The sequence below is a fragment of the Micromonospora sp. CA-248212 genome, assembly GCF_050948405.1.
GTDB lineage: Bacteria > Actinomycetota > Actinomycetes > Mycobacteriales > Micromonosporaceae > Micromonospora.
In genome coordinates this window covers 5,547,052-5,571,556 of the sequence record NZ_CP192023.1, presented here as the reverse complement: position 1 = coordinate 5,571,556, position 24,505 = coordinate 5,547,052, and the positions used below count along the sequence as shown (strand labels likewise).

Genomic DNA, 24,505 nt, shown 5'->3' with positions numbered 1-24,505 from the left:
CGCCGGACGGCACGCCTGCTGATCGGTTTGCCGTCGCCGGACCGCGGGGATGGTCTGACGCATGTCTTTCTGGAACCGGTTGAAGCAGAGGCGGAACGAGCAGATCGAGCAGCGGCGTCAGGAGGCCATGGCCAAGGCGATGGCCCGTGGCGCCACCCCGGAAGAGGTGGTGGCCGGCGAGCGTGCCGCCCGTGGCAACACCGCCGCCGTGCTGGGCGCCATCAGCACCTGACGCGCCACGGGTGGGCGTGATCCACCCCAGGTCGGCGACGTGGGGGTGTCACGCCGCCCGGATGCCGCCACTTCGGCGATCCGGAGTCGATCACGCCGCAGGCGCAGGCGCAGGCGCACGCCGAGCGCCGCACGCCGGTGGCAGCCGCACGACGGCCGCACTCGCACGCCGGTCGCACCCGCGCGCATGACAAGCGCCGCAGCGGGGCGCGGGGTCAGCAGCGGGCGGCGGCCAGCGGAGCTGCGCCTGCCAGGGCCTCGACCGTCGTCGTGGGCGCGGCTGACTCCGCCGTTGGCGTCGGCGAGGTGGAGAGTGACGGCGAGGGCGACGCGGGCGTTGGGGAGGCGCTGGGCGGGGCGGCGACGAGGGACGCCGTGGTGCGTTGGACCTTCCTCGGCGTCATGCGGATGCCGGTGGCGGTGCTCTGGTGGCCGTACACGTCGGTGACCCGGATCGTGTACGGGCCGGAGCCGATTCCGTCGTCGACGGTCCAGTAGTTGTCGGCCTGGCGGGTCGTCTTGCGGAAGCCGCCGGTCGGGCCCTTGGCCTCGACCGAGCGCAGCGGGTTGCCGTGGTTGCCGACCTGGACCGCGAACCACCACTGCGACGCCCCGCCCTTGATCCGGAAGGTGAGACCGCCGTCGAGCGGCGGGTCGACCACCGCCCGGTACGCCACGGAGGCGATGCCCTGCGAGCGGTCGGCGATCCGGGCGAACGCCTCCTCGGACAGGTCGATCTTGCTGCTTCCGCAGCCGGCGCACTGGTCCATGACGAGCACCCGGACCGTGCCCTTCGGGCCGGTGACGTCCAGGTAGCTGCCGCAGGCGGCCGCGTTGGCGTACTGCGACGAGCCGACAGCCGCGTAGAGCCGGTCGGCCGGCGGGCCCGGGAAGGAACAGGTGCCGCCCGAGCGGCCCCCGTCGTAGAAGCTGGCTGTTCCCCTGTGGACGGTGCCGCCGCTGGGCGGCGCGGCGCAGGCCGGGGCGGCGCCGCCGCGTACGGCGAGGGTGACGCCGAGGGCGGCGGCCAGAGCGGCGATTCCGGTGCCGGCCATCCAGCGTCGGACCCGCCGACTCGACCGGGGTGTTCTGGCCGGGCTGTCGCTTGCGGGTTCCGTGCCTGGTGCCGTCACGCCGCCTGATGTTGCCGCATGATCCGCGGCCAGCGCAAAGCCGGTAAGCATTCCGTCACGCGCCGGATCGACGGGCGCGCAGTCCGTCGCGGGCTCGCCGTAGATCCACTCGACTTCGCTGACGTTGGGGTGTCCGGGGGCCTGGGATAGGCCGGTTTCACGGAAGACGAGTGGATCAAGCCTGCCCGCGCGAGATTCACCCGGCCGCTCGCGGCAACTGGCGCCTTGCGGACCCCTTCTAGAGTCCCGGCCATGAACCGTCGACGCCCGAGTCGGACCTTCCTGCGGGTGTTCTCTGCGTTCTACCTCATCTTCGCGATGACGCTCACAGGCCTGGTGATCGGGTCGATCGTGGCGGACGATCGGGCATCGGAGGCGTCGGCCGTGGTGCGCGAGGTCGAGCATCGCGGTGCGCGAACACTCGTCGCGATTCAATTCACGACCAGCCGCGGCGAGACGTGTGACGCGCACTTTCGGGTGGCGGTCAAGGCGAACCGGACCGTGACCACCGGCGATCGCATCCGCGTCCACTACGCCGAGAGTGATCCCTGCTTCGGGGTGCAGGAGGTCGGCGACCGATCGGCATGGTTCATCGCCCTCATCGGTGTGGTGCTCCTGGCCGTCGCCGCCATCCTGGCGTACGTCGTCTGGCGTCGGCCGCGACCTCCGCTCCCACTCCGGTACGCGGGCATGCCCTGAGGATCCGGCAGCCGCGCGGCGCTGGTGCGCCTCGGCAGGCCCGCGGTCCGTCGCTCGCCGTAGATCTACTCGACTTCGCTGACGTTGGGGTGTCCGGGGGCCTGGGATAGGCCGATTTCACGGAACACGAGTGGATCATGGCCCTCCGTGTTGCTCCGCGTCCGTACCGTGTCGTTGAGGGAGGTACGGGGATGATCGATCTGGTGACGGTCGGCGCGGTCGTGGGCGTACTGGTCGTCGGTGTCGGTGTCGTGGTCCGCAAGCCGGTCGACGCCCGGCGGGTGCTGCGGTGGTCGGCCCTGGCGATCACCGTGCTGGTGGCCGCCGCGCTGACGCCCTTCACCGTGGACGACTCCGGTTCTGCCGCCAGCTACCTGCTCGGCGTTCCGGTCGTCGCCGCGGTGCTGCCGGTTCTTGCGCAGCGATTCGGCCGGCTGGCCGGCGTCGTCGACCTGGTGGCCGCGCTGGTCATCGGCGGGTGGGGTCTGCTGCTCGGGCTGGGCATCGGTGCCGCGTTCCTGCCGGCGACGGTGCTCCTGATCGCCAGCGCCGTTGTCGGCACCAGGCCAGCTCGACCGTCCAACGCCATCTGAGATGGGGCAGGACCGCGAGGAAACGACCCCGACCGTCGTCTTCGATCTCGACGGCGTGCTGCTGCGCGGGGACGCGTTCGGGCTCTTCATGCGTCGCGTCGTCTTCACGGGTGCCCGGCTGCCGCTGGCCGTCGGTCTGCTCGTCCTCCTCGCGCCCATGATCGCCGTTCCCGCCTACCGCGTGCGGGCGGCGCAATGGATGAGTCGGATCGGCCTGTGCGGCCGGAACGCGGATCGGTTGCAGGCCGAGCTGGGGCGTTTCGGCGCCGACCTCGGCGCCGAGCCAGGTCGGCTCATCGCACCGGGTCTGCGGATGATCCGTGCCCACCTCGCGGCGGGTGACCGCGTCGTCGTGGTGACTGCGTGTGAGCACACCCTGGCACGCGCGTTGCTCGACGCCATCGGCCTCGCCGAGGTCGACCTGGTGGCGTCGCACATCCGTGGCCCGAAGCTGATCGTGCACAACTACGGCCCGACGAAGATGGTGCAACTGGCCGCCCGCAGGGTGACGCCACCCTGGCGGGTGGCCTACAGCGACTCGCTGTCGGATCTTCCCATTCTCGCCGCCGCGGAGCAGGCGGTGCTGGTCAACGCGAGCGCCCGTCAGGTCTCCCGGGCGCGGCGGCTGCTCGGTGCCCGGCTGACCACCGTGACCTGGACGGGCAGCTAGGTCCTGTTCCATAAGAACTGGTCGGCCTGCGGCGGGCCCGGACGACGCCCAGCGGCGTTGCGGTGGTGTCCGGATACAACACCGGTATCCGGACGCCACCGCGCCTTGCCGGATCGCCGCCCGGACTCCGCCTCGGCCCGACCGCCTTATGAAACCGGACCCAGGGCGTGGGTCAAGGCCCTCGGCTCGACCGAGGACTTTGACACCCGCTAGGAAATCTCCGCCGACCGCGTGACTGCTCGTATCGCCACGACCGCGAGGTGCAGCGTTCTAGGCTCCGAGACAGGGGGCGGCGTGCCTTTCTCGAATTGGCGCACACATCCGGGTAGTGCCCTCACCCCATGATTCCCCTCGCGAGGCGCGAACTGGTGACAGAGAGGACGAAAGCATGGCGGTCAAGACGAAGGCGCGGCCCGGCACCACGGAGATCCGGCCATTCACGGTGGAAATTCCCCAGGCGGACCTCGACGACCTGAAACGGCGGATCGCCGCCACCCGTTGGCCGGAGAAGGAAATCGTCGACGACCAGTCGCAGGGCGTGCCACTCGCGACCATCCAGGCCGTCGCGCGTTACTGGGAAAACGAGTACGACTGGCGCAAGGTCGAGTCACGGCTGAATGCCGTACCGCAGTTCATGACCACCATCGACGGGGTGGACATCCACTTCATCCACGTGCGCTCGAAGCACGAGGACGCGCTCCCGCTCATCGTCACGCACGGGTGGCCCGGGTCGGTGATCGAGCAGATGAAGATCATCGAGCCGTTGACCGACCCGACGGCCCACGGCGCGAGCGCGTCGGACGCCTTCCACCTGGTGATCCCGTCCCTGCCCGGCCACGGCTTCTCGGGCAAGCCCACCGCGACGGGCTGGAACCCGCAGAAGATCGCCACCGCCTGGACCGAGCTGATGAAGCGCCTCGGGTACGACCGGTTCGTCGCCCAGGGCGGCGACTGGGGAGCGGTCGTCGTGGACCAGATGGGGGTGCAGGCCCCGCCGGAGCTGCTCGGGATCCACACCAACATGCCCGGCGCGGTCCCGCCCGAGATCGACCTGCTGTTCCAGGGCGACACCACCGGAGCGAACAACGCCATGGGATCGCTGCCCTCGGGCCTGTCCGACGACGAGATGCGCGCGGCCACCGAGCTGGACTACGTCTGGAAGCACGTCGCGTACGCCCTGATGATGGCGACGCGCCCGCAGACGCTGACCGCCCTGGCGGACTCTCCGGTGGGCCTGGCGTCGTTCCTGCTCGACCACGACGCGAAGAGCCTCGCCCTGATCGCGAAGGTCTTCGAGGGCGCCCAGGCGGGCCTGACCCGCGACGACATCCTGGACAACATCTCGCTCTACTGGTTGACGAACACCGCGGTCTCCGCGTCCCGCCTCTACGCGGAGAACAAGCTCTCGTTCTTCGCCACCAAGGGCGTCAACGTCCCCGTCGCGGTGAGCGTCTTCCCCGACGAGCTGTACGAGGCCCCGCAGAGCTGGGCGGAGCAGGCGTACCCGAACCTCATCTACTACAACAAGCTCGACGTCGGTGGGCACTTCGCGGCGTGGGAGCAGCCGAAGATCTTCTCCGAGGAGCTGCGGACCGCCTTCCGGTCGCTGCGGTAGATGGCCGCGTTCGGTCGGGTGCACCTGCCGCCGCTCGGCGGGGCGGTCGAGTGGCTCAACTCCGAGCCGCTCGGCCCCGCCGAGCTGCGCGGACGCGTCGTACTCGTGAACTTCTGGACGCTGACCTGCATCAACTGGCTGCGCCAGGAGCCGTACGTCCGGGCCTGGTCGCGGGCGTACCGCAACGACGGCCTGGTCGTCGTCGGGGTGCACACGCCGGAGTTCGGCTTCGAGCATCAGGTGGATTGGGTACGCGCCGCGGTGGCGGCCCGCGACATCGACTACCCGGTCGCGGTCGACAGCGACTACGCGATCTGGCGCGCCTTCGCCAACCAGTACTGGCCGGCGCTCTACTTCGTCGACACCGACGGCGTGCTCAGCGACGAGCACTTCGGTGAGGGTCGCTACGAGCAGTCCGAGCGGACCATCCAGCGTCTGCTCGGTGTCGAGCGGGACCTCGTACCCGTCGCCGGGATCGGCCCGGAGGCGGCGGCCGACTGGGACAGTCTGCGGACGCCCGAGACGTACCTCGGGTTCAGTCGCGGCGAACACTTCGCGTCGCCGAACGGCCCCGCGCTCGACGAACGCCGCGCCTACGACCTCCCCGAGAGCCTGGCACTCAACCAGTGGGCCCTGTCGGGCGAGTGGACGATCGGGTCGGAGAACGTCGCGGTCGGTCGAGCCGGCGCCAGCATCGCCGTCCGGTTCCACGCCCGCGACGCGCATCTCGTGCTGGCCCCCGGAACGGGACGGCCGGTCCCGTTCCGGGTGCTCCTCGACGGCGAGGCCCCCGGCCCGTCCCACGGCGTCGACGTCGACGAGGCCGGCAACGGCGTGCTGGAGGACGGCCGCCTCTACCAGATCGTCCGCCAGGACGGCGCGGTCCGCGAGCGGAGCCTGGAGGTCACGTTCGGCGAACCCGGCGCCGAGGCGTACGCCCTCACCTTCGGCTGACGCGCAGATCGACAGTGCTCACCGTGCCGGAGACCGGTGAGAAGCTGCGCAACTGAGCGCCGGGACGCAGACGGCTGTCGGTGGCGTACCGGTCGGCGAGCGCCTTCTCCGCGGCCTCGTCGCCGTCGTCGGCCTTGAGCAGCAGCGCGGCGATCTCGTCGGCGAGCGTGAGGTCGGCGTCGGCGAGGTCGTCGGTCATCGCGCCGAAGCTGTCCCACAGCAGCAGCTCGTCCTTCTGCCGATGGGCCAGCTCGTGCAGGAGGTAGTCGTAGATGAACCAGGCGCCGTGGACCGGCAGGTCGGGGGCCACGCCGTAGACGTCGGGATCGATCGTTCCGGCCCGGTACGCCGACCAGACCCGCGCCGCCGAATCGAAGAGCCCCGCCGTCGGATCGATGTCGTAGCCGTCGAACCGCCGGTCGCCGGCCGGGTCGGCCTCCGGGTCGGCCCAGACCCAGCGGTGGCCGTTCCAGTACTCCACCAGCACGTGATCGTGGTGCCAGTCGGGCGTGAAATAGGAGGCGAAGCCGACCCGGCTGCGGCTCGGGACGCCGTGTTGACGCAGCAGCGCGACCGAGAGCAGCGTGTGGTCCCGGCAGCAGCCGGCCACCCGGTCGACGGCCGGGCGCTCGGTGCGCAGGGGCAGGGCGAAGCGGGACTGGTCGGTGTCGAGAATGCGCTCCACCCAGCGGCTGTTCACCTCCTCCAGCCGGTCGCCGGGCAACTCGACGCCGCCGGCGCGGTAGTGGACTATCAGGTTGCGGGCGGTCGCCGCCACGGTGGCGATGTCGGCGGGCACGGCGTCGAGCAGTGCGGCATGCCGGCCCGGGTCGCTGTACGGGGAGTGCTGTCGGTAGCTGTCGACGTCCATGAGGCGAGTCTTCGTCCTGCCACCGTGTCAGGGTCAAGGCGCTTTTCCCGGCTAGTGTCGACTGCTGTGACATCGCCCGAGATCACCATCGCCACCCCAGCCGACCGCGATGCGGTGGTCGGTTCACTGGTCGCCGCGTTCGTCAAGGATCCCATCCTGCGGTTCCTGTTCCCCGACGAGGAGGCCTACCCGCGCCACGCCGCCACCTTCTTCGGGGACCTCTTCGACAAGCGGGTGCACCTGTCGTCGATCTGGACGACAGGTGGCGGTGCGTCCGTCGCCATCTGGGAGCCGCCGGCCAAGCAACCGACTGCCGGGCCGGCCGACGTGCGGACTGCCGGGCCGGCAGCCGTGCACAGGTCGCCGAAGGAAGGTTCCTACCCGGCCGACGTGCTGGCCCGGGTGCAGGGCTACGACCACACCGTGCACGCCGCACTGCCGACATACCCGTTCTGGTATCTCGGTGTCCTGGGCACCCACCCCGACAGCGCCGGACGCGGCTGGGGCCGCGCCGTCATGCGGGCCGGGCTGGCTCGTGCCGCCGCCGACGGACTGCCGGCGATCCTGGAGACCAGCAACCCGGGCAACGTCGGCCTGTACCGCCGGGCCGGCTGGGAGGTGGTGGGCACCCTGTCGGAGCCGGTGCCCACCTGGATCATGCAGCAGCCGCCCCGCTGAGACGTCCCGGTTGGCGGTTCAACCCCGGACCGCGGCCCGACCGATGCGGGCACCGGATGTCGGGTGGACCACCTGGCCCGCCGCCTAGCGTTGCTGCTCGTAAGGGAAGGAGGCCCGGGTGCTGGAGCGGCTCAACGAGGCCATGGCGCACATCGAGCGGCACCTCGACCAGCAGATCGAGGTGGCCGACCTGGCGCGGATCGCGCTCACGTCGGAATACCACTTCCGGCGGCTGTTCTCCGCGCTGGCCGGCATGCCGCTGTCGGAGTACATCCGCCGCCGTCGGCTCACCGTCGCCGGCGCGGACGTGCTGGCGGGGGAGCGGACGCTGCTCGACGTCGCGGTGCGCTACGGCTACGGCTCGGCCGAGGCGTTCGCCCGTGCGTTCCACGCCGTGCACGGCGTGGGGCCCGGAGATGCCCGGCGTACGGGGGCGGCGTTGCGTTCCCAGCCCCGGATGTCCTTCCGACTCACCGTGGAAGGGAGCGGCAGCATGGAGTACCGAATCGTCACCAAGGACGCGTTCGCGCTGGTGGGGCGTAAGGCCCGGGTTCCGCTGGTGCACGAGGGGATGAACCCGTCGATCGTCGCGTTCGTCAGGAGCATCGACAAGGAGACGACCGCCCGGATCGAGGCGCTCTCCGACCAGGAGCCGGCCGGGATCGTCAACGTCAGCGACAACCTGGCCGACACCCGGGCCGAGGGGAGCGAGCTGGACTACTGGCATGGGGCCGTCACCGGGGCCACGCCACCGGACGACCTGGACGCGCTGCCGGTGGCGGCCGGGTCGTGGGCGGTGTTCACCACCTCCGGCGCGTTCCCGCAGGCGGTGCAGTTCCTGTGGCGGGACGTGTTCACCCAGTGGTTCCCGTCGAACCCGTACCGCAGCCGGCCCGGACCGGAGATCTCCCGGGTGCGGGTGTCCGCGGACGGGAGCACGGCGGACGCGGAGCTGTGGATCCCCGTCGAACGGGTCGCGGTCTGAGGACGTCGCGGCCGGAGGCTCAGTCGGGTACGTCGTCCCAGGTGGTGCCCGGCGGTAGATAGCCGGCCGACGGGTTGTCGCGCAACGCGTAGGCGATGACCAGCAGCGCGTGCCGGTCCAACTCGGGCAGCCGGTCCAGCGCGAACCACCGCACGTCCAGCGACTCGTCGTCGTTGACCCGCGCGGTGCCGGACACCACCTGGCAGACGAAGCCCAGGTTGAGGTATTCGCAGCGGTCGCCGTTGGGGTAGGTGTGCGGGTGGGAGACGGCACTGGTCAGGCGCAGCGGCGTCACGTCCAGGCCGGTCTCCTCCCGCACCTCCCGGACCAGCGCGGTGGCCGGCTGCTCGCCCGGCTCGACGAAGCCGCTGATCACCGACCACCGCCCGTCGTCCGAGCGTTGGCCGAGCAGCAGCTCACCGGCGTCGTTGCGGATGACCGCGCTGACGCTGGGCAGCCACAGCAGGTCGTGGCCGACGTGCTTTCGCATCCGCACGATGTAGTCCGGTACCGCCATCGGGCGATCATAGGCCGCGCGTCGGCGGCCACCGCCGTCCCATCGAGGTCGCGTCGTGCTCAGCCCGACCATTCGACGGTACGACGAAAGCGCTTGTACTCCGCGGTCAGCTCGGCGTCGATGCGCTCCAGCCGGGCGGGGGTGAGCACCACCGACGGGTCCTGCCACGGCCGTCCGGCGAGCAGTTGGCGACGCAGCCCGAGCGGCGGGTGGGCGGCGAAGAGCGAGGCCTCGTCACGGACCGACAGTTGGCGCAGCAGCGGCAGCCGGTGACTGTTCGCCGCGCGGGCCTCGGCGAACGCCGACCGCCAACGGTCCGGGCCGTGCCCCGCTCGTGCGTGGACACGTACCGCCAACGCCATCGACTCGCCGGCCAGCAGGGCGTCGAGCAGATCGGTGGCGGCCGTCGTGCCGGCGACCCGGGCGGCCAGGTCGTCGGCGAGGTACTCGGCGCGCTGGCTGTCCCGCAGCGCCACGCTCACCAGCACGAGGTGCGCGCCGAACAGCACCCGGGACACCACCCACTGGAACGCGCGGCCCAGCGCGTCACCCACCATCTCCAGCAGCCCGGCCCCGACGGTGGTCTGCACCGGCCGGAACAGGTCGGCGGCCGAGGCGAGCGTGGTGAACGCGGGTTGGGTGAGCAGACCCCGACGTGGGTCGCCGTTGACGAAGTGGCCGAGTTCGTGCCCGAGCAGCGCCACCCGTTCACCGGCGGGCAGCGAGCCCCACAGTGGCAGCCCGAGCGCCAACACCCGGCGGCGTCGCACCCCGACCGCGCCCGCGTACGCGTTGATGGCGTTGTCGACGCCGACCACGTCCGGCACCGGCGCGCCGATCGCCGCGGCCACCTCGTCGATCAGCCCGAACAGCTCGGGCGCACGGTCGCGGGACAGGACCTCCAGATTCGGGTCGACTAGGCCGAAGCGGGGCCGCAGGGCGACCGCCAGGGCGACCATCGCCACACCCAGCACGATCGCCAGGTTGGGAAAGGGGAACGCCACGATCAGCCAACCGCCGACGACCGCGAGGGCGAGCACGGCCGCGATCAGCAGCAGGGACACCACCGCGGTCAGCGTCCGTGCCGCACTCGACCCGCCGTCGCCGAGCGGACGGCCGAGCAACTGGCGGAACTGCTGCCCGGTCGCCTGAAACGCCAACCGGTGGGTCCACCGGTCGACCCAGGTCCAGCCGAACTCGCGCTCGCGCCGCCCGGGGTCGTACGCCTCCAGGTTCCACTCGCAGCCGGGGCACCACGGCGCCGCGTCCCTCAGCGATGCGGTGGTCGTTCCGCATCGCGGGCACGCCCCCGCGCCCGTCACCGTGTTGATCACGGCCACGAATCCTGCCCCGGAGCGTCGTGCCGGGGAATCGACCGTTCGGCCACCGGTGTTCCCGCGCCTTCCAACGCCCCCACCTGCACTTCTTTCGGCGTTTTCGCCCGCGGTGCGGTAAGCGTCTCTACTGTGGAGAGGGTTAGGCGACTTGCGTGATCCGGTGGCGGGCAACCGGTTCGCGGTGCACAGTGTTTCCCATGAGCGACAGCGAACGTAGTGGGCAGTTCTACTGGTGCACCCGACACCACCGGGTCGAGACGGACGCCGACGTGTGTCCGGCGAAGCACGTCCTCGGCCCGTACGACTCGGCGGCCGACGCGGAGAACGCCCTGCAGCGAGTGCAGGAGCGGAATGAGGCGTGGGAGGCCGAGGACGCGCGTTGGGCCGGGGAGGACAGGTAGACGGCGCGGGACGGCCCGCGTCGCGGTAGTTCGTGCTCCGCGAGGACGCACGCGAGAGCACGTCCCCAAGGAGGGAACCACGATGGCCGTTACACAGCAGGCCACCACCCGCCCGGCCGCCCGCAAGACCACCGCGAAGAAGACCGCCGCGGCGGAGCGTGGCACGTCGGCGAGCCGGACCACCCCCGTGCGCAAGTCCACCACGGGCGCGGCGAAGGCGCCGGCCCGCAAGGCGGCCGGCGGCGCGGGGCGTGCCCCGGCGACGAAGACGACCACCGCGGCGAAGAAGGCCCCCGCCAAGAAGGCAACGGCGACGAAGACGACGAAGACCACGGCGGCGGCCAAGAGGACCACGGCGGCCAAGAAGGCGCCCGCGAAGAAGACCGCGACCACGGCCAGGACCACGGCGACCAAGAACACGGCGGCGGCCAGGAAGGCGCCAGCGAAGACCGCGTCCGCCCGCGGGACGGCCACCGCCGCGAAGCGGAGCCCGGCAGCCACGGCGCGCAAGAGCGGCACCGCGACCAAGGCGACGAGCGCGGCGAAGAAGACCACCAGCGCGGCGAAGAAGACCACCGCCTCGGCGGCCAAGAGGACCACGGCCGCGACGAAGGCGCCCGCCCGCAAGGTCGCGACCAAGGCGTCGGCGGTGAAGAAGACGGCCGCGAAGAAGGCTCCCGCCAAGAAGGCGCCCGCGAAGAAGACCACGGCGGCGAAGAAGACGGCGACCCGTCCGGCCGGCGGCGCGCGCAAGGCGGCGGCGAAGAAGGCCCCGGCCTCGAAGGTGACCGGCACGTCGTCGACGACCGCCCGTAAGGCGGCGGCGAAGAAGGCCCCGGCGAAGAAGACCACCGCCGCCAAGGCGCCGGCCCGCAAGGTGACCGCCCGCAAGTCGCCGTCGCAGCCGGTCGCCGCACGGGCAACCGCCCCCCGGGTACGCGGACCACGGCGCGGAGGGCGACCGGCTGACGCTGGTCGTCCCCGGGCTGGCCGCCCCGCCTCGGCCGGGGTCGCCCCGCCTCGGCCGGGGTCGCCCCGGCTGGCGCTGGTCGTCGCCCCGGGCTGGCCGGGCGGCGCGGCGTGGACTCGGCCGGTCACCGGAAGCGGATCACCGGCGGCGCTGTCAGGATTGACCCGTGGTCATCCGACGCGTACTCGCCCCCGCATCGACTTCGGCGCGCTGCGCCGCGAGCTCGGCCTGCCCGAGAGCTTCCCCACGGCCGCCCAGCGGGAGGCCGACGCGGCGGCCGCCGCGCCGCCCCGGCCGGCCGTCGACCGCACCGACATACCGTTCGTCACCGTCGACCCGGCCACCTCCCGTGACCTGGACCAGGCGATGCACCTGGCCCGCCGGACGGGAGGTGGCTACCGCGTGCGGTACGCGATCGCGGACGTCGCCGCGCACGTCGAGCCGGGCGGCGCGCTGGAGGAGGAGACCTGGCGGCGCGGGCAGACGGTCTACCTGCCCGACGGCAACGTGCCGCTGCACCCGGTGACGCTCAGCGAGGGTGCGGCCAGCCTGCTGCCCGACGACGACCGCGCCGCCGTGGTGTGGACCATCGACCTGGACGCCGACGGCGCCACGGTGGCCGTCGAGCTGGAGCGCGCCCTGGTCCGCAGTCGGGCCAAGCTCGACTACACCGGCGTGCAGGCGGCGGCCGACGCCGGTCGGCTGCCCGAGCCGATCGCGCTGCTGCCCGAGATCGGCGACCGGCTGACCGCCCGTGGGCTGCGCCGGGGGGCCATCAACCTGCCGCTGCCCGAGCAGGACGTGGAGCCCGACGGCGACGGGTGGCGGCTGGTGCTGCGCGGGCCGGCGCCCATGGAGGAGCACAACGCGCAGATCTCGCTGCTGACCGGGATGGCCGCCGCCGACATCATGCTGGCCGGCGGGATCGGCCTGCTGCGGACGATGCCCCCACCGAAGCCGGAGGCGGTGCAACGCCTGCGGGCGGCCGCCGCCCCGCTGGGCGTGCGCTGGCCGGACGGCGCGAGCCCCGGCGAGGTCATCGCCGGTCTGGACGCCGCGCAGCCACGTGCCGCCGCGTTCATCGACCAGGCCGCCGAGTTGATGCGCGGCGCCGCGTACACCGCCTTCGACGGCAGCCGCCCGGAGCAGCCGGAGCACGGCGGGGTCGCGGCCGCGTACGCCCATGTCACGGCGCCGTTGCGGCGCCTGGCCGACCGGTACGCCACCGAGGTCTGCCTGGCCCTGCACGCGGGCCGGGAGGTGCCCGACTGGGCCCGCGCCGCGCTGCCCCGGCTGCCCGAGGTGATGGCCAGCACCGACCGCACCGCCTCGGCGGCCAGCCGGGGCGCGGTCGAACTGGCCGAGGCGGTGCTGCTGGAACACCGGGTGGGGGAGACCTTCGACGCGGCGGTGCTCGACGTCGACGCCCCTGCCAACGGCAAGTCCCGGCCGCGGCCGCCCGGCGGAACCGTGGCCCTGGACGCCCCGCCGGTCCGCAGCCGCTGCCTCGGTGAACTTCCGCTCGGCGAACGGGTCCGCGTCCGCCTGGTCACCGCCGACCCGGCGGCCCGTACGGTGCTGTTCGAGCTGGCCTGAGTCGCCGCGCGGTCGGGTCGCGCGGGCAGCGGGGATTGTCACAGTGGCTGGCGACTCTGGCGCGCCGAGCGGTTTGCGAGGATGAGCCCATGGCATACGACGCGAGCACGCTGCCCGACGTTTCCGGGCTGACGGTCGGCATCATCGGCGGCACCGGCGACCAGGGCCGTGGCCTCGCCTATCGACTCGCCCGGGCCGGCCAGACGGTGCTGATCGGCTCCCGGTCCGCCGAGCGGGCCACCGAGTCCGCCGCCGAGATCGCCGCGCTGCCCCGGATGCCGGCCGAGGTGCGGATCACCGGCGCGGCCAACGACGAGGTGGCCCGCCGCAGCGACGTGGTGATCATCGCGGTGCCGTGGGACGGCCACGCGGCCACCGTCGCCGCCCTGGCGGAGCCGTTGGCCGGCACGATCGTCGTCGACTGCGTCAACCCGCTGGGCTTCGACAAGCAGGGTCCGTACGCGCTCACCGTCGCCGAGGGCAGCGCCGTCCAGCAGGCTGCCGCGCTGCTGCCCGACTCCCGCGTCTGCGCCGCGTTCAACCACGTGAGCGCACCACTGCTGGCCGACCCCGAGGTCGACCGGATCGACCTCGACGTGCTGATCTGCACCGAGGACCGGGAACTCGTCGACATCGTCGGGGCGCTCGCCGCGCGGATCCCCGGCATGCGTGGCATCTACGCCGGTCGGCTGCGCAACGCCCACCAGATCGAGGCGTTCACCGCGAACCTGATCGCCATCAACAAGCGCTACAAGGCCCACGCCGGCATCCGCGTCACCGACCTCTGACAGTGCCCTGAGGGATCCTGGGGCATGACCGATGCTGACGGGGTGTTGCGGATCGCGGATCTGCGCCGAGCGTGCTCGATGTTGTTGGATGCGGCGGAGAGCCGGTTCGGTCCGGAGATCCAGCTGTCACAGCTTGGCGTCGACCACTACTGGAACATGGACCTGGGTGCGGCGTTCGGGATGGTCCAGCGCCCCGAGTTGGAGATCGACTGCGGGCAGAGCAGCGACGATGTCGCCGAGCTGACGAGCCTCCTGCGGCGGGGTGGTCCAGACGGCTTCGTGTCGCTGTGGCACGACCTTTCGCACGTCAGCGGGCTGCTGCGGCTGCTGGCGTACCTCGATCTGCCCGACAATCGCGAGAGCTAGCCTGCGCGGGGACGGGCCGACCGGTGGGCACACCGGCACCAAGCTGAGGCCCTGCTCGCCGCCCCGTGTCCCGCCGCACCGTCGTTCGAGGGCCGCACGCCTGCGGTGAGCGCACCGCCGTGCGGCTCCGCCCGCGCCCCGTGCAGGCCGTGCCCACGGCACGCTCGCCAGCTCCGGAACGCGCGGCGCAGCCACGAATCGAGAGGTCGAACGGCACCGTCATCGGGTGCGTGGCTGACCCGCTGCCGTCATGTTTCGCCGGTGGTAGTGGTTGCGGCGGGGGACCTGTTCCGGGTCGAGCCAGGCGGGCGGGACGAATTCGGGGTGGCCGTCGCCGCCCAACTGGACGGCCCACTCGCCATGGTGGAGGTGGCGGTGGTGGTGGCCGCAGAGCAGCACCGCGTTGGCCAGGCTGGTGTTGCCGCCGTCGGCCCAGTGTCGGATGTGGTGGGCGTCGCACCAGCGGGGTGGGCGGTCGCAGCCGGGAAAGGCGCAGCCTCGGTCACGCAGGACCAGCGCGCGGCGCAGGGGGCCGGTGACGAGTCGGCGCTGGCGGCCGACGTCGAGTGGCTGGCCGGCGCTGCCGAGCACGGCCGGCAGGATCGCCGCGTCGCAGGCGAGCCGCCGCACGGCCTCGGCGGTGAGCCCGAAGCCGGCGTCGAGGGTGCCCGTGCCGAGCTGCCGGACCAGGCCGTCGAAGCTGGTGGTGACGACGAGCTGGGTCGGCTCGCCGCCGTGCTCGGGCAGCTCACCGGTGCGCAGGGCGAGTCGGCAGAGGTCGCCGAGGGCGTCGTGCCGCCGTTGCCCCGGTGACCGCTGGTCGTCCTGACCGGAGGGTGCGGTCAGTGGGTCGATGGCGGCGCGGAGCAGACCGGCGGTCTCCGCGTCGAGGGTGCCGCTCAACCGCAGCCGGCCGTCGGTCAGCTCGGACAGGGTGAGGTGACGGTCCCGGGTGGCTCGGCGGGCTTCGGCGTCGAGGGCGGCCTTCGCGGCGGCGTCGGCGACCTCGGGTGCGACGTGGTCGAGGATGCGGGTGGCGAGCCTGCGCAGCAGGGTGGGGTCGAACTGGCCGGCCCAGTCGACGAGGACGCCGATCGCTCTGGTGGCGACGTCAGTGCCGGCGGCGGCCCGCACGGTGTCGACGGTGTCGGCGATGACGCGGGCCTGCTCCAGGCTGACGTCTCCGTCGGCCAGCGCCCGGCGGACCTCGGGAGCGCCCGTGTCGAGGGCGTGAGCGGACTCGACCAACCGGCGGGCCGCGGGAACTGTCAACCGTAGGCGGTCGCGCAACCAGACCGCCGTCGACGAAGCGCCCTGCGCCAGGGCCGTGCCCCGGCCGTCCAGCTCGCGCACGAGGGTCAGCTTGACGGCCGCGAGCTGCTGCTCGAGCCGGTGCGCGGCGTCGAGCGCAGCCACCAGGTCATGCTCCGCGAGGGCCCAGGCCGGCGCGGCGGCGGCATCCGCCACCGCGCCCCGCGCCTGCGCCAACTCTTCGATCACACCCCGAACCTAGAACAGGTGTACGACAAAACCAGTCACCATGATCAATGAGGGTGACCTCGCGGCCCGATCGGGGGCGGCGCACGACGCCGATGTAAAGCTTTCTAGACATGATGTCAAAGACGCCATACTATGAGCATGTCAAGAATTCTTTACAGCAGGAGGCGGTCGTGACGCACGAGGAGAAACGCGCCTGGATCATGCTGGTGGTCAGTGTGGTGGGCTACGCCGCCTACGCGGCCGTGGTCCTGAACCGGGCCGACGGTGGTCCGCTCACCGCCACGCCGTACGCCGGGGTGCTGTTGTGGACCATCGGCGGGGCCGTCGTCGCGAGCATCGTGGCCGAGATCGGGATGGGTGTGCTGAACCCGGGCGCCTCCCGTGCCAAGGACGTCCGGGACCGGGAGATCGGACGGCTCGGTGACCACGTCGGTCAGGCGTTCGTGGCCATCGGCGCGGTGTCGGCGATGCTGATGGCGTTGGCCGAATGGGACTGGTTCTGGATCGCGAACGTCATCTACCTGTGCTTCGTCCTGTCGGCGGCGGTTGGCGCCCTGGCGAAGGTGATCGTCTACCGCAAGGGTGTCCCGCAGTGGTGAAGCCGACCCGCGTCACGAACAACATCCGCGCGCTGCGCTTCGCGCACGGCGAGATGACCCAGGCCGAGCTCGCCGAGCGGATCGGCGTGACCCGACAGACCGTCATCGCCATCGAGCAGAGTCGTTACTCGCCGTCGCTGGAGATGGCGTTCAAGATCGCGCGCTTGTTCGACGCACGTCTCGACGACGTGTTCCAGTACCCCGAGGAGGCGACACCGTGAAGGCCATCGTCCAGGACAGCTACGGCCCGCCCGACGTGCTCCACCTTCGCGACATCGACCAACCCGCCGTGAACGACGAGGAGGTCCTCGTCCAGGTCCGCGCCGCCGGGGTCGACCCCGGGGTGTGGATCTTCATGACCGGTCGCCCCTACCTGGCGCGGCTGGCCGCAGGGCCGCGCCGGCCCCGGGCGCCGGTGCGCGGGCGGGACCTGGCCGGGGTGGTGGTCGCGGTCGGTGCTCGGGTGACCCGGTTCCGGCCCGGCGACGAGGTGTTCGGCACCTGTCCGCGTGGCTCGTACGCCGAGTTCGCGAGCGCGCCGGAGCGGCGGCTGGCCCGCAAACCGGCCAACCTGTCGTTCGCGCAGGCCGCCGCCGCGCCGGTCTCCGGGATGACGGCGCTGCGTGCGGTCCGCGACAGCGGCGCGGTACGCCCAGGGCAGCGCGTGCTGGTCATCGGCGCATCCGGCGGCGTCGGGTCACACGCCGTACAGATCGCCAAGGCGTACGGGGCGACCGTCACCGCCGTCTGCGCGCCGGCCAGGGCCGCGTTCGTACGCGGCCTCGGCGCCGACGACACCCTCGACTACACCAGCGAGGAGGTCGACAGCCGTGGCCCAATCTACGACGTGGTCATCGACACCGGCGGCGATCGGCCGGTCTCCCTGCTGCGCCGCGCCCTCACCCCACACGGGACACTGGCGCTGGTCGGCGGCGCGTACACCAAGGGCCCCGTGCTCAGCGGCTACGACCGGCAGATGTTCCGCGCGCCGCTGCTGTCCCTGTTCGTCGGTCAACGCCTGCGTAGCGTGAGCGCGGTCGAGCGCACCAGGGACCTGAGCGAGCTGGGGAACCTCATCGAATCGGGGGCGCTCACCCCGGCGGTCGACCGCACCTATCCGCTGGCCCAGGCGGCGGACGCGATCCGCCACCTCCGGCACGGGCACCCGGCGGGAAAGATCGTCGTCACCGTGTGACGCGGTGGCCGCCGAGACCGCTCACCGGGGCCCGCACCGACCGAAACCCGCGCGCGGACCGTCGTTCTCGGCTGGGCGGGCAGGGCCGGATGGCGGGGGTGGGCCCCAACCCCGCCCGCCCAGGCCACCGGACGGCTAGAAGGTGTGCTCGGCGGCCGGGAACTCGCCGCCCCGGACCTCCTCGGCGAAGCGCCGGGTGGCGTCGGTGAGGACGTCCGCGAGGTCCGCGTACCGCTTCACGAAGCGTGGCGCCTTGCCGGTGCGCAGACCGGCCATGTCCTGCCAGACGAGCACCTGGGCGTCGGTGTCCGGGCCGGCGCCGATGCCGACGGTGGGGATGGACAGCTCGTGGGTGATCTGCTTGGCCACCACGCCCGGCACCATCTCCAGCACCACCGCGAACGCGCCGGCCTCGGCCACCGCCCGCGCGTCCGCGAGCACCTCGTCGGCCGTGTCGCCCCGCCCCTGCACCCGGTAGCCGCCCAGGGTGTGTTCGCTCTGCGGGGTGAAGCCGATGTGCGCCATCACGGGGATGCCGGCGCCGACGATCGCGGCGATCTGCGCGGCACAGCGCCGGCCGCCCTCCAGCTTCACCGCGTGGCAGCCGCCCTCCTTCATGAACCGGACGGCGGTGCGCAGCGCCTGGGCCGGGCCCTCCTCGTACGAGCCGAACGGCAGGTCACCGACGACCAGGGTCTGCCGGGTCGAGCGCACCACGGCCCGTACCAGCGGCAACAGGTCGTCGGCGGTGATCGGCAGGGTCGTCTCGTAGCCGAAGACGTTGTTCGCCGCCGAATCACCGACCAGCAGCACCGGTACGCCGGCCCGGTCGAAGATCCCCGCCGTGTACTGGTCGTACGAGGTGAGCATCGGCCACCGTTCGCCGCGCTCCTTCGCGGCGATCAGGTCGCGGGTGCGGACCCGACGGGTGGCCGGTCCGCCGTACAGCGCGGTCACCTCGTGCGGAGTGGACTCGATCATGACTGTCTCCCTTCCTCGAGGCCGCCTGCGCGGTCCCCGGGCTTCGCCGATCGTCGCACCGCGCGACAGCCTGGCGGCAGGGCCCAGTGGAAGATGTCACTCCGGAGGCGCGGGACATCAGCCGTGCTCGCGCCACCGGTTCGTGATCGGCAGTCGACGGTCCCGGCCGAACGCCTTCATGGAGATCTTCGTGCCCGGCGCGGACTGGCGTCGCTTGTACTCGGCGGTATCCACCAGTCGTAGCACCTTGTCGACCACGGCCGGGTCGTGGCCCGACTCGACCAGCCCGTCGCGGCCCAGGTCGCCGTCGACGTAGCCGATGAGGATCGGGTCCAGCACGTCGTAGTCGGGCAGGGAGTCGCTGTCGAGCTGGCCCGGGCTCAACTCGGCGCTCGGCGGCTTGCCGATCGAGTTCTCCGGGATGGGGGCGGTCTCGCCGCGACGGGCCGCGTCCGCGTTGCGCCACTTCGCCAGACGCCACACCAGCGTCTTCCAGACGTCCTTGATCGGGTTGAAGCCGCCGACCGAGTCGCCGTACAGGGTGGAGTAGCCGACCGCCAGCTCGCTCTTGTTGCCGGTGGTCAACACCAGGTGGCCCTCCTGGTTCGACAGCGCCATCAGGATGACCCCGCGTACCCGGGCCTGGAGGTTCTCCACGGCGATCCCGGACAGCGACAGGTTCGCCAGGAAGGCGTCCACCATCGGCTGGATCGGCTCGACGCGGTAGTCGAGCCCGGTGCGCTTGGCCAGGTCGGCGGCGTCCTCCCGAGAGTGCTCGGAGGAGTGCTGGCTGGGCAGTGACACGCCGACCACCCGGTCCGGGCCGAGCGCGTCGACGGCGATGGCGGCCACCACCGCCGAGTCGATGCCACCGGAGAGGCCGAGCACCACCGAGGCGAACCGGTTCTTGTTGACGTAGTCGCGCAGGCCCAGCACGAGCGCGTGCCAGACCTCGGCCTCGTCGGCGACCGGCTCGATCAGCCCGCCGGTGACGGCCGGGCCGGACGGCGCGGGCGGGGCCGCCTCCACCGCGTGGTACGACACCCGCATGCCGTCGGCGACGCTCTCGCCGCCCGGGGTCGTCGTGGCGGCCGGCAGCTCGACGTCGTGCACGAGCAGGTGCTCGACGAACTGTGGGGCGCGGGTAAGCAGGTCGCCGTTGGCGGCGACGATCATCGAGTCGCCCTCGAAGACCAGCTCGTCCTGGCCGCCGATCATGTTGACGTACGCGATGGTGGCGTTCGCCTCGGCCGCCCGGCGGCGGACCAGCGGCAGCCGGATGTCGTCCTTGTTCAACTCGTACGGCGAGCCGTTGATGTTGACCACGAGGCCGACGCCGGCCTGCCGGGCGGCGGCGAACGGCCCGCCGGCCTGCCACAGGTCCTCGCAGATGGTCAGCGCGACGTCCACCCCGCCGATCCGCACGACGGTCAGCTCCTCGCCGGAGACGAAGTAGCGGTCCTCGTCGAAGACGCCGTAGTTGGGCAGGTGGTGCTTGAAGTAGCGGGCCACCACCTCGCCGCGGTGCAGCAGCGCGGCGGCGTTGCGCGCGCCCCGCCCCGGCTCGGCGTCCCCACTGACCTGCGGCGGGCCGTCGGCGTCCAGGTAGCCGACGACGACCGGCAGGTCACCGAGACCGTCCCCGGCGAGGTCGGCCGCGAGCTGCCGCAGGGCGGCCTGGGACGCGGCGACGAAGGACCGCCGGAAGACCAGGTCCTCGACCGGGTAGCCGGTCAACATCATCTCCGGGAAGAGCACCAACTGGGCGCCGGCGTTGGCGGCCTGGCGGGTCCAGTTGCGGACCAGGTCGGCGTTGCCGGCGAGGTCGCCGACGCTCGGGTTGACCTGTGACAGGGCGAGACGCAGGGTGGGCATGTCCTCATCTTGCCTCAGCTTCGGCCGAGCAATCCGTACCCTCGGACGAGACGGCGGCCACGTGCGGACGCCGCGCGGCCGGCGTGCCGCATCGGTACCGCTCGCCGGGCGGGACGCGAGGGGACGGGCGGCGGCGGTTCGCGTAACGTCTGCGTAACCAGGCCCGGGAACACTGGGCGGTCAGGTCGGGCGCAGCCCGGCCAAGGCGGACAAAGAGTGTCGCGAGGGGTTGGGGAAGTGGACCGTCAGCAGGAGTTCGTCCTCCGTACGCTGGAAGAGCGGGACATCCGGTTCGTCCGGCTGTGGTTCACGGACGTGCTGGGCACGCTCAAGAGCGTCTCGGTGGCGCCCGCGGAGTTGGAAGCGGCCTTCGAGGAGGGCATCGGCTTCGACGGCTCGGCGATCGAGGGCTTCGCGCGCGTCTTCGAATCGGACATGGTCGCGATGCCCGACCCGACCACCTTCCAGGTCTTCCCGTTCGAGGGTGGGGTCAGCGGCGAGAGCGCCCGGATGTTCTGCGACATCCTGCTGCCCGACGGCGGGCCGTCCTGGGCCGACCCGCGGCACGTGCTGCGCCGCGCGCTGTCCAAGGCTGCCGAGAAGGGCTTCACCTTCTACACCCACCCCGAGATCGAGTTCTTCCTGCTGGAGAACGGCCCGCAGGACGGCTCGGTGCCCACCCCGGTGGACACCGGCGGCTACTTCGAGCACACCACCCACGCCGTGGCCCGCGACTTCCGTCGCCAGGGCGTGCTGGCGCTGGAGCGGATCGGCATCTCGGTGGAGTTCAGCCACCACGAGGTCGCGCCCGGCCAGCAGGAGATCGATCTGCGCTACGCCGACGCGCTGACCACCGCCGACAACATCATGACCTTCCGGCACGTGGTCAAGGAGGTCGCGCTCTCCACCGGCGTGCAGGCCAGCTTCATGCCGAAGCCGTTCACCGACCAGCCCGGCAGCGGCATGCACACCCACCTGTCGCTGTTCGAGGGCGAGCGCAACGCCTTCCACGACGGTGGCGACCCGATGAAGCTCTCCAAGGTGGCGAAGTCCTTCATCGCCGGCCTGCTGATGCACGCCCGGGAGTACACGGCGGTCACCAACCAGTGGGTCAACTCGTACAAGCGGCTCTTCCCGCAGGCGCTGCCGGACCGGATCACCGAGAGCCCGGCGTACGTCTGCTGGGGTCACCTGAACCGCTCCGCGCTGGTCCGGGTGCCCGCGTACGGCAAGCCGAACTCGGCCCGGGTCGAGGTCCGCTCGCTGGACTCGGCCACCAACCCGTACCTCGCCTTCGCGGTGCTGCTCGGCGCGGGCCTCAAGGGCATCGAGGAGGGCTACGAGCTGCCGCCGGGCGCCGAGGACGACGTCTGGTCGCTGAGCAGCGCCGAGCGCCGCGCCATGGGGTACGAGGCGCTGCCGGAGAACCTGGCCGAGGCGATCGACGTGATGGCCGAGTCCGAACTGGTCGCCGAGGTGCTGGGCGAGCACGTCTTCGACTTCTTCCTGCGCAACAAGCGGGCCGAGTGGGAGCAGTACCGCCGCGAGGTCACCCCGTACGAGCGGCAGCGCTACCTGGCGCTCTAGGGCAGGGCATCGGCGCGGGGCTGACGGGCTTGCCCGCTGCCGCTATCGTCTCGATCACCGCGCCGGTACCCCTTCCGGACGGAGAATCGGGAGGCAGTCGGTGCTGGAGGACCTGCTCAGCGGTGCCTGGCAGAGCGTCGTGTTCGGGATCGTGGGCGTCGGGCTCATGGCGGCCGGGTTCGGGCTCGTCGACCTGCTGACCCCGGGGCGGTTGCGCGAGCTGATCTGGGTCGAGCGCAACACCAACGCGGGGCTGCTGCTCGCCGCCAACCAGCTCGGCATCGCCGGCATCGTCTTCACCGCGATCCTGACCAGCTACAGCGACTTCGCCAAGGGGCTCGCCTCGACCGTGGTCTTCGGTCTGGTCGGGCTGGCCATCATGGCGCTGGCCTTCTTCGTGCTGGACCTGCTCACCCCGGGCAAGCTCGGTGAGGTCATCTGCTCGTCCGAGCCGCACCCGGCGGCCCGGGTCAGCGCCGCCACGCACTTCGGTGCCGCGCTGATCGTCTGCGCCTGCATCGCCTGAGCCCGCACGGCCTGAGCCCGCACGGCCTGAGTGCGGGCGTCGTACCCCGGTCGTAGCGTGCCGGGCATGAACCGTACGGACCGCCTCTACGCCCTGGTCGAGGAGCTGCGGGCGGTGTCGCCACGGCCGCGCAGCGCGCGCTGGCTGGCTCTGCGCTTCGAGGTGAGCAGCCGGACCATCGAGCGGGACATCGGCGCGCTCCAGCAGGCCGGGGTGCCGATCTGGGCCGAGTCGGGGCGTACCGGCGGCTACGTCCTGGACCGCGCCCACACCCTGCCGCCGGTCAACCTGACCGCCGCCGAGGCGGTCGCGATGGCGGTGGCGCTGCACCGGCTCGCCGGCTCGCCGTTCGCCGGGCCGGGTGCCACCGCGCTGCGCAAGCTGCTGGCGGTGCTGCCGGCCGCCGACGCCGCCGAGGCGCACCGGCTCGCCGGCCGGGTGCACCTGGTCGGCGACGGGCCGGCCACGCCCGTCCCGGCCACCGTCGCCCACGCGGTCACCGCGCGGCGGGTGCTGCGCATCCGGTACGACGACCGCGCCGGCGTCGACTCGCTGCGGGACGTCGAGCCGCTGGGCTACCTCGGCAACTCCCACCACTGGTACCTGGTGGCCTGGTGCCGCCTGCGCGCCGAGGTGCGATGTTTCCGCACCGACCGGATCCGCGAGGTCGAGGCCCTGCCAGAGGTGGTGCTCCGGGACCTCCGTCCGGAGGACCTGGACATCCCCCACGAGCGGGTCCGCGCGCTGAGTCTGGTCTGAGCGCGCGGTCCGGGTGGCCCACCCGGCCGGGTGATCGGGAAACACCGACAGGACGGTGTCGCGAACGACGTCGAGACTCCTCCGGGAGACGGCCGGACGGCCGGAAACGCGAAGACCTGGAGGCAGTATGTCCGCGACGCCCATCACGTGGTTCGAGATCGGCACCGACCGGCCGGAGGAGGCGGAGCGCTTCTATGGCGAGCTGTTCGGCTGGACCTTCAACGAGGAGGGCTCGGCCGACGGCGGTTCCTACCGGGTGACCGGGGCCGGTGGCGACACCGGGATCGGCGGCGGAATCCGGGCGACCGGCGGCACGTCGCCGAACTACGCGATCCTCTACGCCGAGGTGGCCGACGTCGAGGAGACCTGTCGGCGGGCCGAGGCGGCCGGCGCCCAAGTGGTGGTGCCGGCCCGGACCACGCCCACCGGGCTCACGTTGGCCCAGCTGATCGACCCGGTCGGCAACCGCCTGGGCGTGTTCGCGCCCCCGCCCCGACAGAGCTGATCACTTCTCGGCTGGCCCGGACTGAAGCTCAGGTCCGGGCCGGGCTGAGGCCCTGATCGCGTAGGCCGGCGACGACGATCTGAACGAGGGCGCTGCTGCCACGGTGCCGCGCGGTCGCGGCGCAGCCGATCACGAGGGCTTGAATGTCGTCGGGAGTGACGTCCGGCCGGATGGTTCCGCGTTGCTGCGCCTCGTGCAGGAGGTCGGCGAAGGCGGCGTTGAGGGCGGCGTCCGCGTCGGCGGGTATGTGGTATCCACCGCGGTCCAGCGCGTCCGCGATGGCGCGATTGGTGCGGCAGGCCTCCACCATGACGGTGAAGAACTCGGCGAAGTCGATGCCGGAACGGGCCTTGTCGGTCAGGGCGTGGAGCCGGTCGAGCACTACGGCCTCGATGAGCGACTCCTTGGTCGGAAAGTGCCGATACACGGTGCCGGCGCCGACGCCCGCGCGACGGGCGATCTCGTCGATGGGCACGTCCAGGCCCTCGGCGGCCAGGCTCTCGTAGGCGGCGTTCAGGACGCTCTGGCGATTGCGGCGAGCATCGGCACGCATGAGGATCCTCCGGCCTGTCGA

Annotated in this window: 26 protein-coding genes and 1 pseudogene; 19 read left to right on the top strand and 8 right to left on the bottom strand. The window is 72.1% G+C overall.

Going from position 1 to position 24,505, the window contains the following annotated elements:
* Positions 1–61 precede the first annotated feature (61 nt).
* Positions 62–232, top strand: a complete 171-nt coding sequence (locus ACQP03_RS26025) for a hypothetical protein (protein WP_433458834.1) — start codon at positions 62–64, stop codon at positions 230–232.
* A gap of 214 nt (positions 233–446) precedes the next feature.
* Here the strand turns inward: ACQP03_RS26025 and ACQP03_RS26020 are convergent, their stop codons facing one another.
* The gene (locus tag ACQP03_RS26020; protein ID WP_357393453.1) at positions 447–1,286 is read right to left on the bottom strand and encodes an expansin EXLX1 family cellulose-binding protein; all 840 of its coding nucleotides are present in this window, start codon (positions 1,284–1,286) and stop codon (positions 447–449) included.
* A 330-nt stretch (positions 1,287–1,616) separates the two neighbouring features.
* Between ACQP03_RS26020 and ACQP03_RS26015 the strand changes: the two genes are divergently transcribed.
* From ACQP03_RS26015 to ACQP03_RS25995, 5 genes are all read left to right on the top strand, one after another.
* Positions 1,617–2,063 (top strand): DUF3592 domain-containing protein, encoded by a 447-nt coding sequence (locus ACQP03_RS26015; RefSeq protein WP_357132700.1) that lies wholly within the window; start codon positions 1,617–1,619, stop codon positions 2,061–2,063.
* Between the two features lie 191 nt (positions 2,064–2,254).
* A complete protein-coding gene (locus tag ACQP03_RS26010; RefSeq protein ID WP_357132702.1) occupies positions 2,255–2,656 on the top strand; it encodes a hypothetical protein in 402 nt (133 codons plus the stop codon).
* 1 nt (position 2,657) lies between these two features.
* Positions 2,658–3,326: a haloacid dehalogenase-like hydrolase gene (locus tag ACQP03_RS26005; RefSeq protein ID WP_357173825.1), complete on the top strand. Its 669-nt coding sequence runs from the start codon at positions 2,658–2,660 to the stop codon at positions 3,324–3,326.
* Between the two features lie 388 nt (positions 3,327–3,714).
* The gene (locus tag ACQP03_RS26000) at positions 3,715–4,941 is read left to right on the top strand and encodes an epoxide hydrolase family protein (protein WP_357393449.1); all 1,227 of its coding nucleotides are present in this window, start codon (positions 3,715–3,717) and stop codon (positions 4,939–4,941) included.
* A complete protein-coding gene (locus ACQP03_RS25995; protein ID WP_433458830.1) occupies positions 4,942–5,895 on the top strand; it encodes a redoxin family protein in 954 nt (317 codons plus the stop codon).
* On the opposite strand, the gene ACQP03_RS25990 is transcribed toward ACQP03_RS25995, so the two are convergent.
* On the bottom strand, positions 5,882–6,766 hold the full coding sequence (locus ACQP03_RS25990; RefSeq protein ID WP_357393445.1) for a transglutaminase domain-containing protein: 885 nt from the start codon (positions 6,764–6,766) through the stop codon (positions 5,882–5,884). The genes ACQP03_RS25995 and ACQP03_RS25990 overlap by 14 nt on opposite strands.
* A 66-nt stretch (positions 6,767–6,832) precedes the next feature.
* Between ACQP03_RS25990 and ACQP03_RS25985 the strand changes: the two genes are divergently transcribed.
* Positions 6,833–7,444 carry a GNAT family N-acetyltransferase gene (locus tag ACQP03_RS25985; RefSeq protein WP_433458828.1) on the top strand — a complete coding sequence of 204 codons (612 nt, stop codon included), beginning with the start codon at positions 6,833–6,835 and terminating at the stop codon, positions 7,442–7,444.
* Between the two features lie 118 nt (positions 7,445–7,562).
* Positions 7,563–8,429 carry a helix-turn-helix domain-containing protein gene (locus ACQP03_RS25980; RefSeq protein ID WP_433458826.1) on the top strand — a complete coding sequence of 289 codons (867 nt, stop codon included), beginning with the start codon at positions 7,563–7,565 and terminating at the stop codon, positions 8,427–8,429.
* Positions 8,430–8,448: 19 nt separating this feature from the next.
* Here the strand turns inward: ACQP03_RS25980 and ACQP03_RS25975 are convergent, their stop codons facing one another.
* Entirely contained in the window at positions 8,449–8,946 is a 498-nt protein-coding gene (locus ACQP03_RS25975) for an NUDIX hydrolase (protein WP_357132717.1), read from the bottom strand.
* Positions 8,947–9,005: 59 nt separating this feature from the next.
* Complete coding sequence (locus tag ACQP03_RS25970; protein WP_357173840.1) at positions 9,006–10,280, bottom strand: M48 family metallopeptidase; 1,275 nt, start codon at positions 10,278–10,280, stop codon at positions 9,006–9,008.
* Positions 10,281–10,480: 200 nt separating this feature from the next.
* Here ACQP03_RS25970 and ACQP03_RS25965 point away from each other — a divergent pair, with 200 nt between their 5' ends.
* The 4 genes and pseudogenes from ACQP03_RS25965 (at position 10,481) to ACQP03_RS25950 (ending at position 14,404) form a co-directional block, all read left to right on the top strand.
* The gene (locus tag ACQP03_RS25965; protein WP_357132722.1) at positions 10,481–10,684 is read left to right on the top strand and encodes a hypothetical protein; all 204 of its coding nucleotides are present in this window, start codon (positions 10,481–10,483) and stop codon (positions 10,682–10,684) included.
* 1,136 nt (positions 10,685–11,820) lie between these two features.
* Positions 11,821–13,250, top strand: a pseudogene (locus tag ACQP03_RS25960) (RNB domain-containing ribonuclease).
* Positions 13,251–13,339: 89 nt separating this feature from the next.
* A complete protein-coding gene (gene npdG / locus ACQP03_RS25955; protein ID WP_357132728.1) occupies positions 13,340–14,038 on the top strand; it encodes an NADPH-dependent F420 reductase in 699 nt (232 codons plus the stop codon).
* Positions 14,039–14,062: 24 nt separating this feature from the next.
* Positions 14,063–14,404: a hypothetical protein gene (locus tag ACQP03_RS25950; protein WP_357132730.1), complete on the top strand. Its 342-nt coding sequence runs from the start codon at positions 14,063–14,065 to the stop codon at positions 14,402–14,404.
* Between the two features lie 219 nt (positions 14,405–14,623).
* Here ACQP03_RS25950 and ACQP03_RS25945 read toward each other — a convergent pair whose 3' ends face one another.
* Positions 14,624–15,904: a DUF222 domain-containing protein gene (locus ACQP03_RS25945; protein WP_433458822.1), complete on the bottom strand. Its 1,281-nt coding sequence runs from the start codon at positions 15,902–15,904 to the stop codon at positions 14,624–14,626.
* A gap of 170 nt (positions 15,905–16,074) precedes the next feature.
* On the opposite strand from ACQP03_RS25945, the gene ACQP03_RS25940 reads away from it, so the two are divergent.
* From ACQP03_RS25940 to ACQP03_RS25930, 3 genes are read left to right on the top strand one after another with little or no spacing between them, the layout of a single operon-like run.
* Entirely contained in the window at positions 16,075–16,503 is a 429-nt protein-coding gene (locus ACQP03_RS25940; RefSeq protein ID WP_357132734.1) for a hypothetical protein, read from the top strand.
* Positions 16,497–16,724 carry a helix-turn-helix transcriptional regulator gene (locus ACQP03_RS25935; RefSeq protein ID WP_433114454.1) on the top strand — a complete coding sequence of 76 codons (228 nt, stop codon included), beginning with the start codon at positions 16,497–16,499 and terminating at the stop codon, positions 16,722–16,724. The genes ACQP03_RS25940 and ACQP03_RS25935 overlap by 7 nt, the downstream gene beginning before the upstream one ends.
* Positions 16,721–17,698, top strand: a complete 978-nt coding sequence (locus ACQP03_RS25930; RefSeq protein WP_433458819.1) for an NAD(P)-dependent alcohol dehydrogenase — start codon at positions 16,721–16,723, stop codon at positions 17,696–17,698. Before ACQP03_RS25935 ends, ACQP03_RS25930 begins: the two co-directional genes overlap by 4 nt.
* Before the next feature lie 135 nt (positions 17,699–17,833).
* Here ACQP03_RS25930 and panB read toward each other — a convergent pair whose 3' ends face one another.
* Together panB and ACQP03_RS25920 are read right to left on the bottom strand one after the other, a co-directional pair.
* The gene (gene panB, locus ACQP03_RS25925; protein WP_357134865.1) at positions 17,834–18,679 is read right to left on the bottom strand and encodes a 3-methyl-2-oxobutanoate hydroxymethyltransferase; all 846 of its coding nucleotides are present in this window, start codon (positions 18,677–18,679) and stop codon (positions 17,834–17,836) included.
* Between the two features lie 117 nt (positions 18,680–18,796).
* Positions 18,797–20,554, bottom strand: a complete 1,758-nt coding sequence (locus ACQP03_RS25920; protein WP_357134864.1) for an NAD+ synthase — start codon at positions 20,552–20,554, stop codon at positions 18,797–18,799.
* A 237-nt stretch (positions 20,555–20,791) separates the two neighbouring features.
* On the opposite strand from ACQP03_RS25920, the gene glnA reads away from it, so the two are divergent.
* The 4 genes from glnA to ACQP03_RS25900 all read left to right on the top strand — a co-directional run bounded on the left by glnA (position 20,792) and on the right by ACQP03_RS25900 (position 23,931).
* Positions 20,792–22,141: a type I glutamate--ammonia ligase gene (gene glnA / locus ACQP03_RS25915; RefSeq protein WP_355051478.1), complete on the top strand. Its 1,350-nt coding sequence runs from the start codon at positions 20,792–20,794 to the stop codon at positions 22,139–22,141.
* Positions 22,142–22,241: 100 nt separating this feature from the next.
* Positions 22,242–22,667, top strand: a complete 426-nt coding sequence (locus ACQP03_RS25910) for a DUF350 domain-containing protein (RefSeq protein WP_355051479.1) — start codon at positions 22,242–22,244, stop codon at positions 22,665–22,667.
* Positions 22,668–22,733: 66 nt separating this feature from the next.
* Entirely contained in the window at positions 22,734–23,426 is a 693-nt protein-coding gene (locus tag ACQP03_RS25905) for a helix-turn-helix transcriptional regulator (protein WP_357170608.1), read from the top strand.
* Between the two features lie 127 nt (positions 23,427–23,553).
* Positions 23,554–23,931, top strand: coding sequence for a VOC family protein (locus tag ACQP03_RS25900; RefSeq protein WP_357134861.1), 378 nt, complete (start codon positions 23,554–23,556; stop codon positions 23,929–23,931).
* A 28-nt stretch (positions 23,932–23,959) separates the two neighbouring features.
* Here ACQP03_RS25900 and ACQP03_RS25895 read toward each other — a convergent pair whose 3' ends face one another.
* Positions 23,960–24,484, bottom strand: a complete 525-nt coding sequence (locus tag ACQP03_RS25895; protein ID WP_357134860.1) for a TetR/AcrR family transcriptional regulator — start codon at positions 24,482–24,484, stop codon at positions 23,960–23,962.
* Between the last annotated feature and the right edge of the window lie 21 nt (positions 24,485–24,505).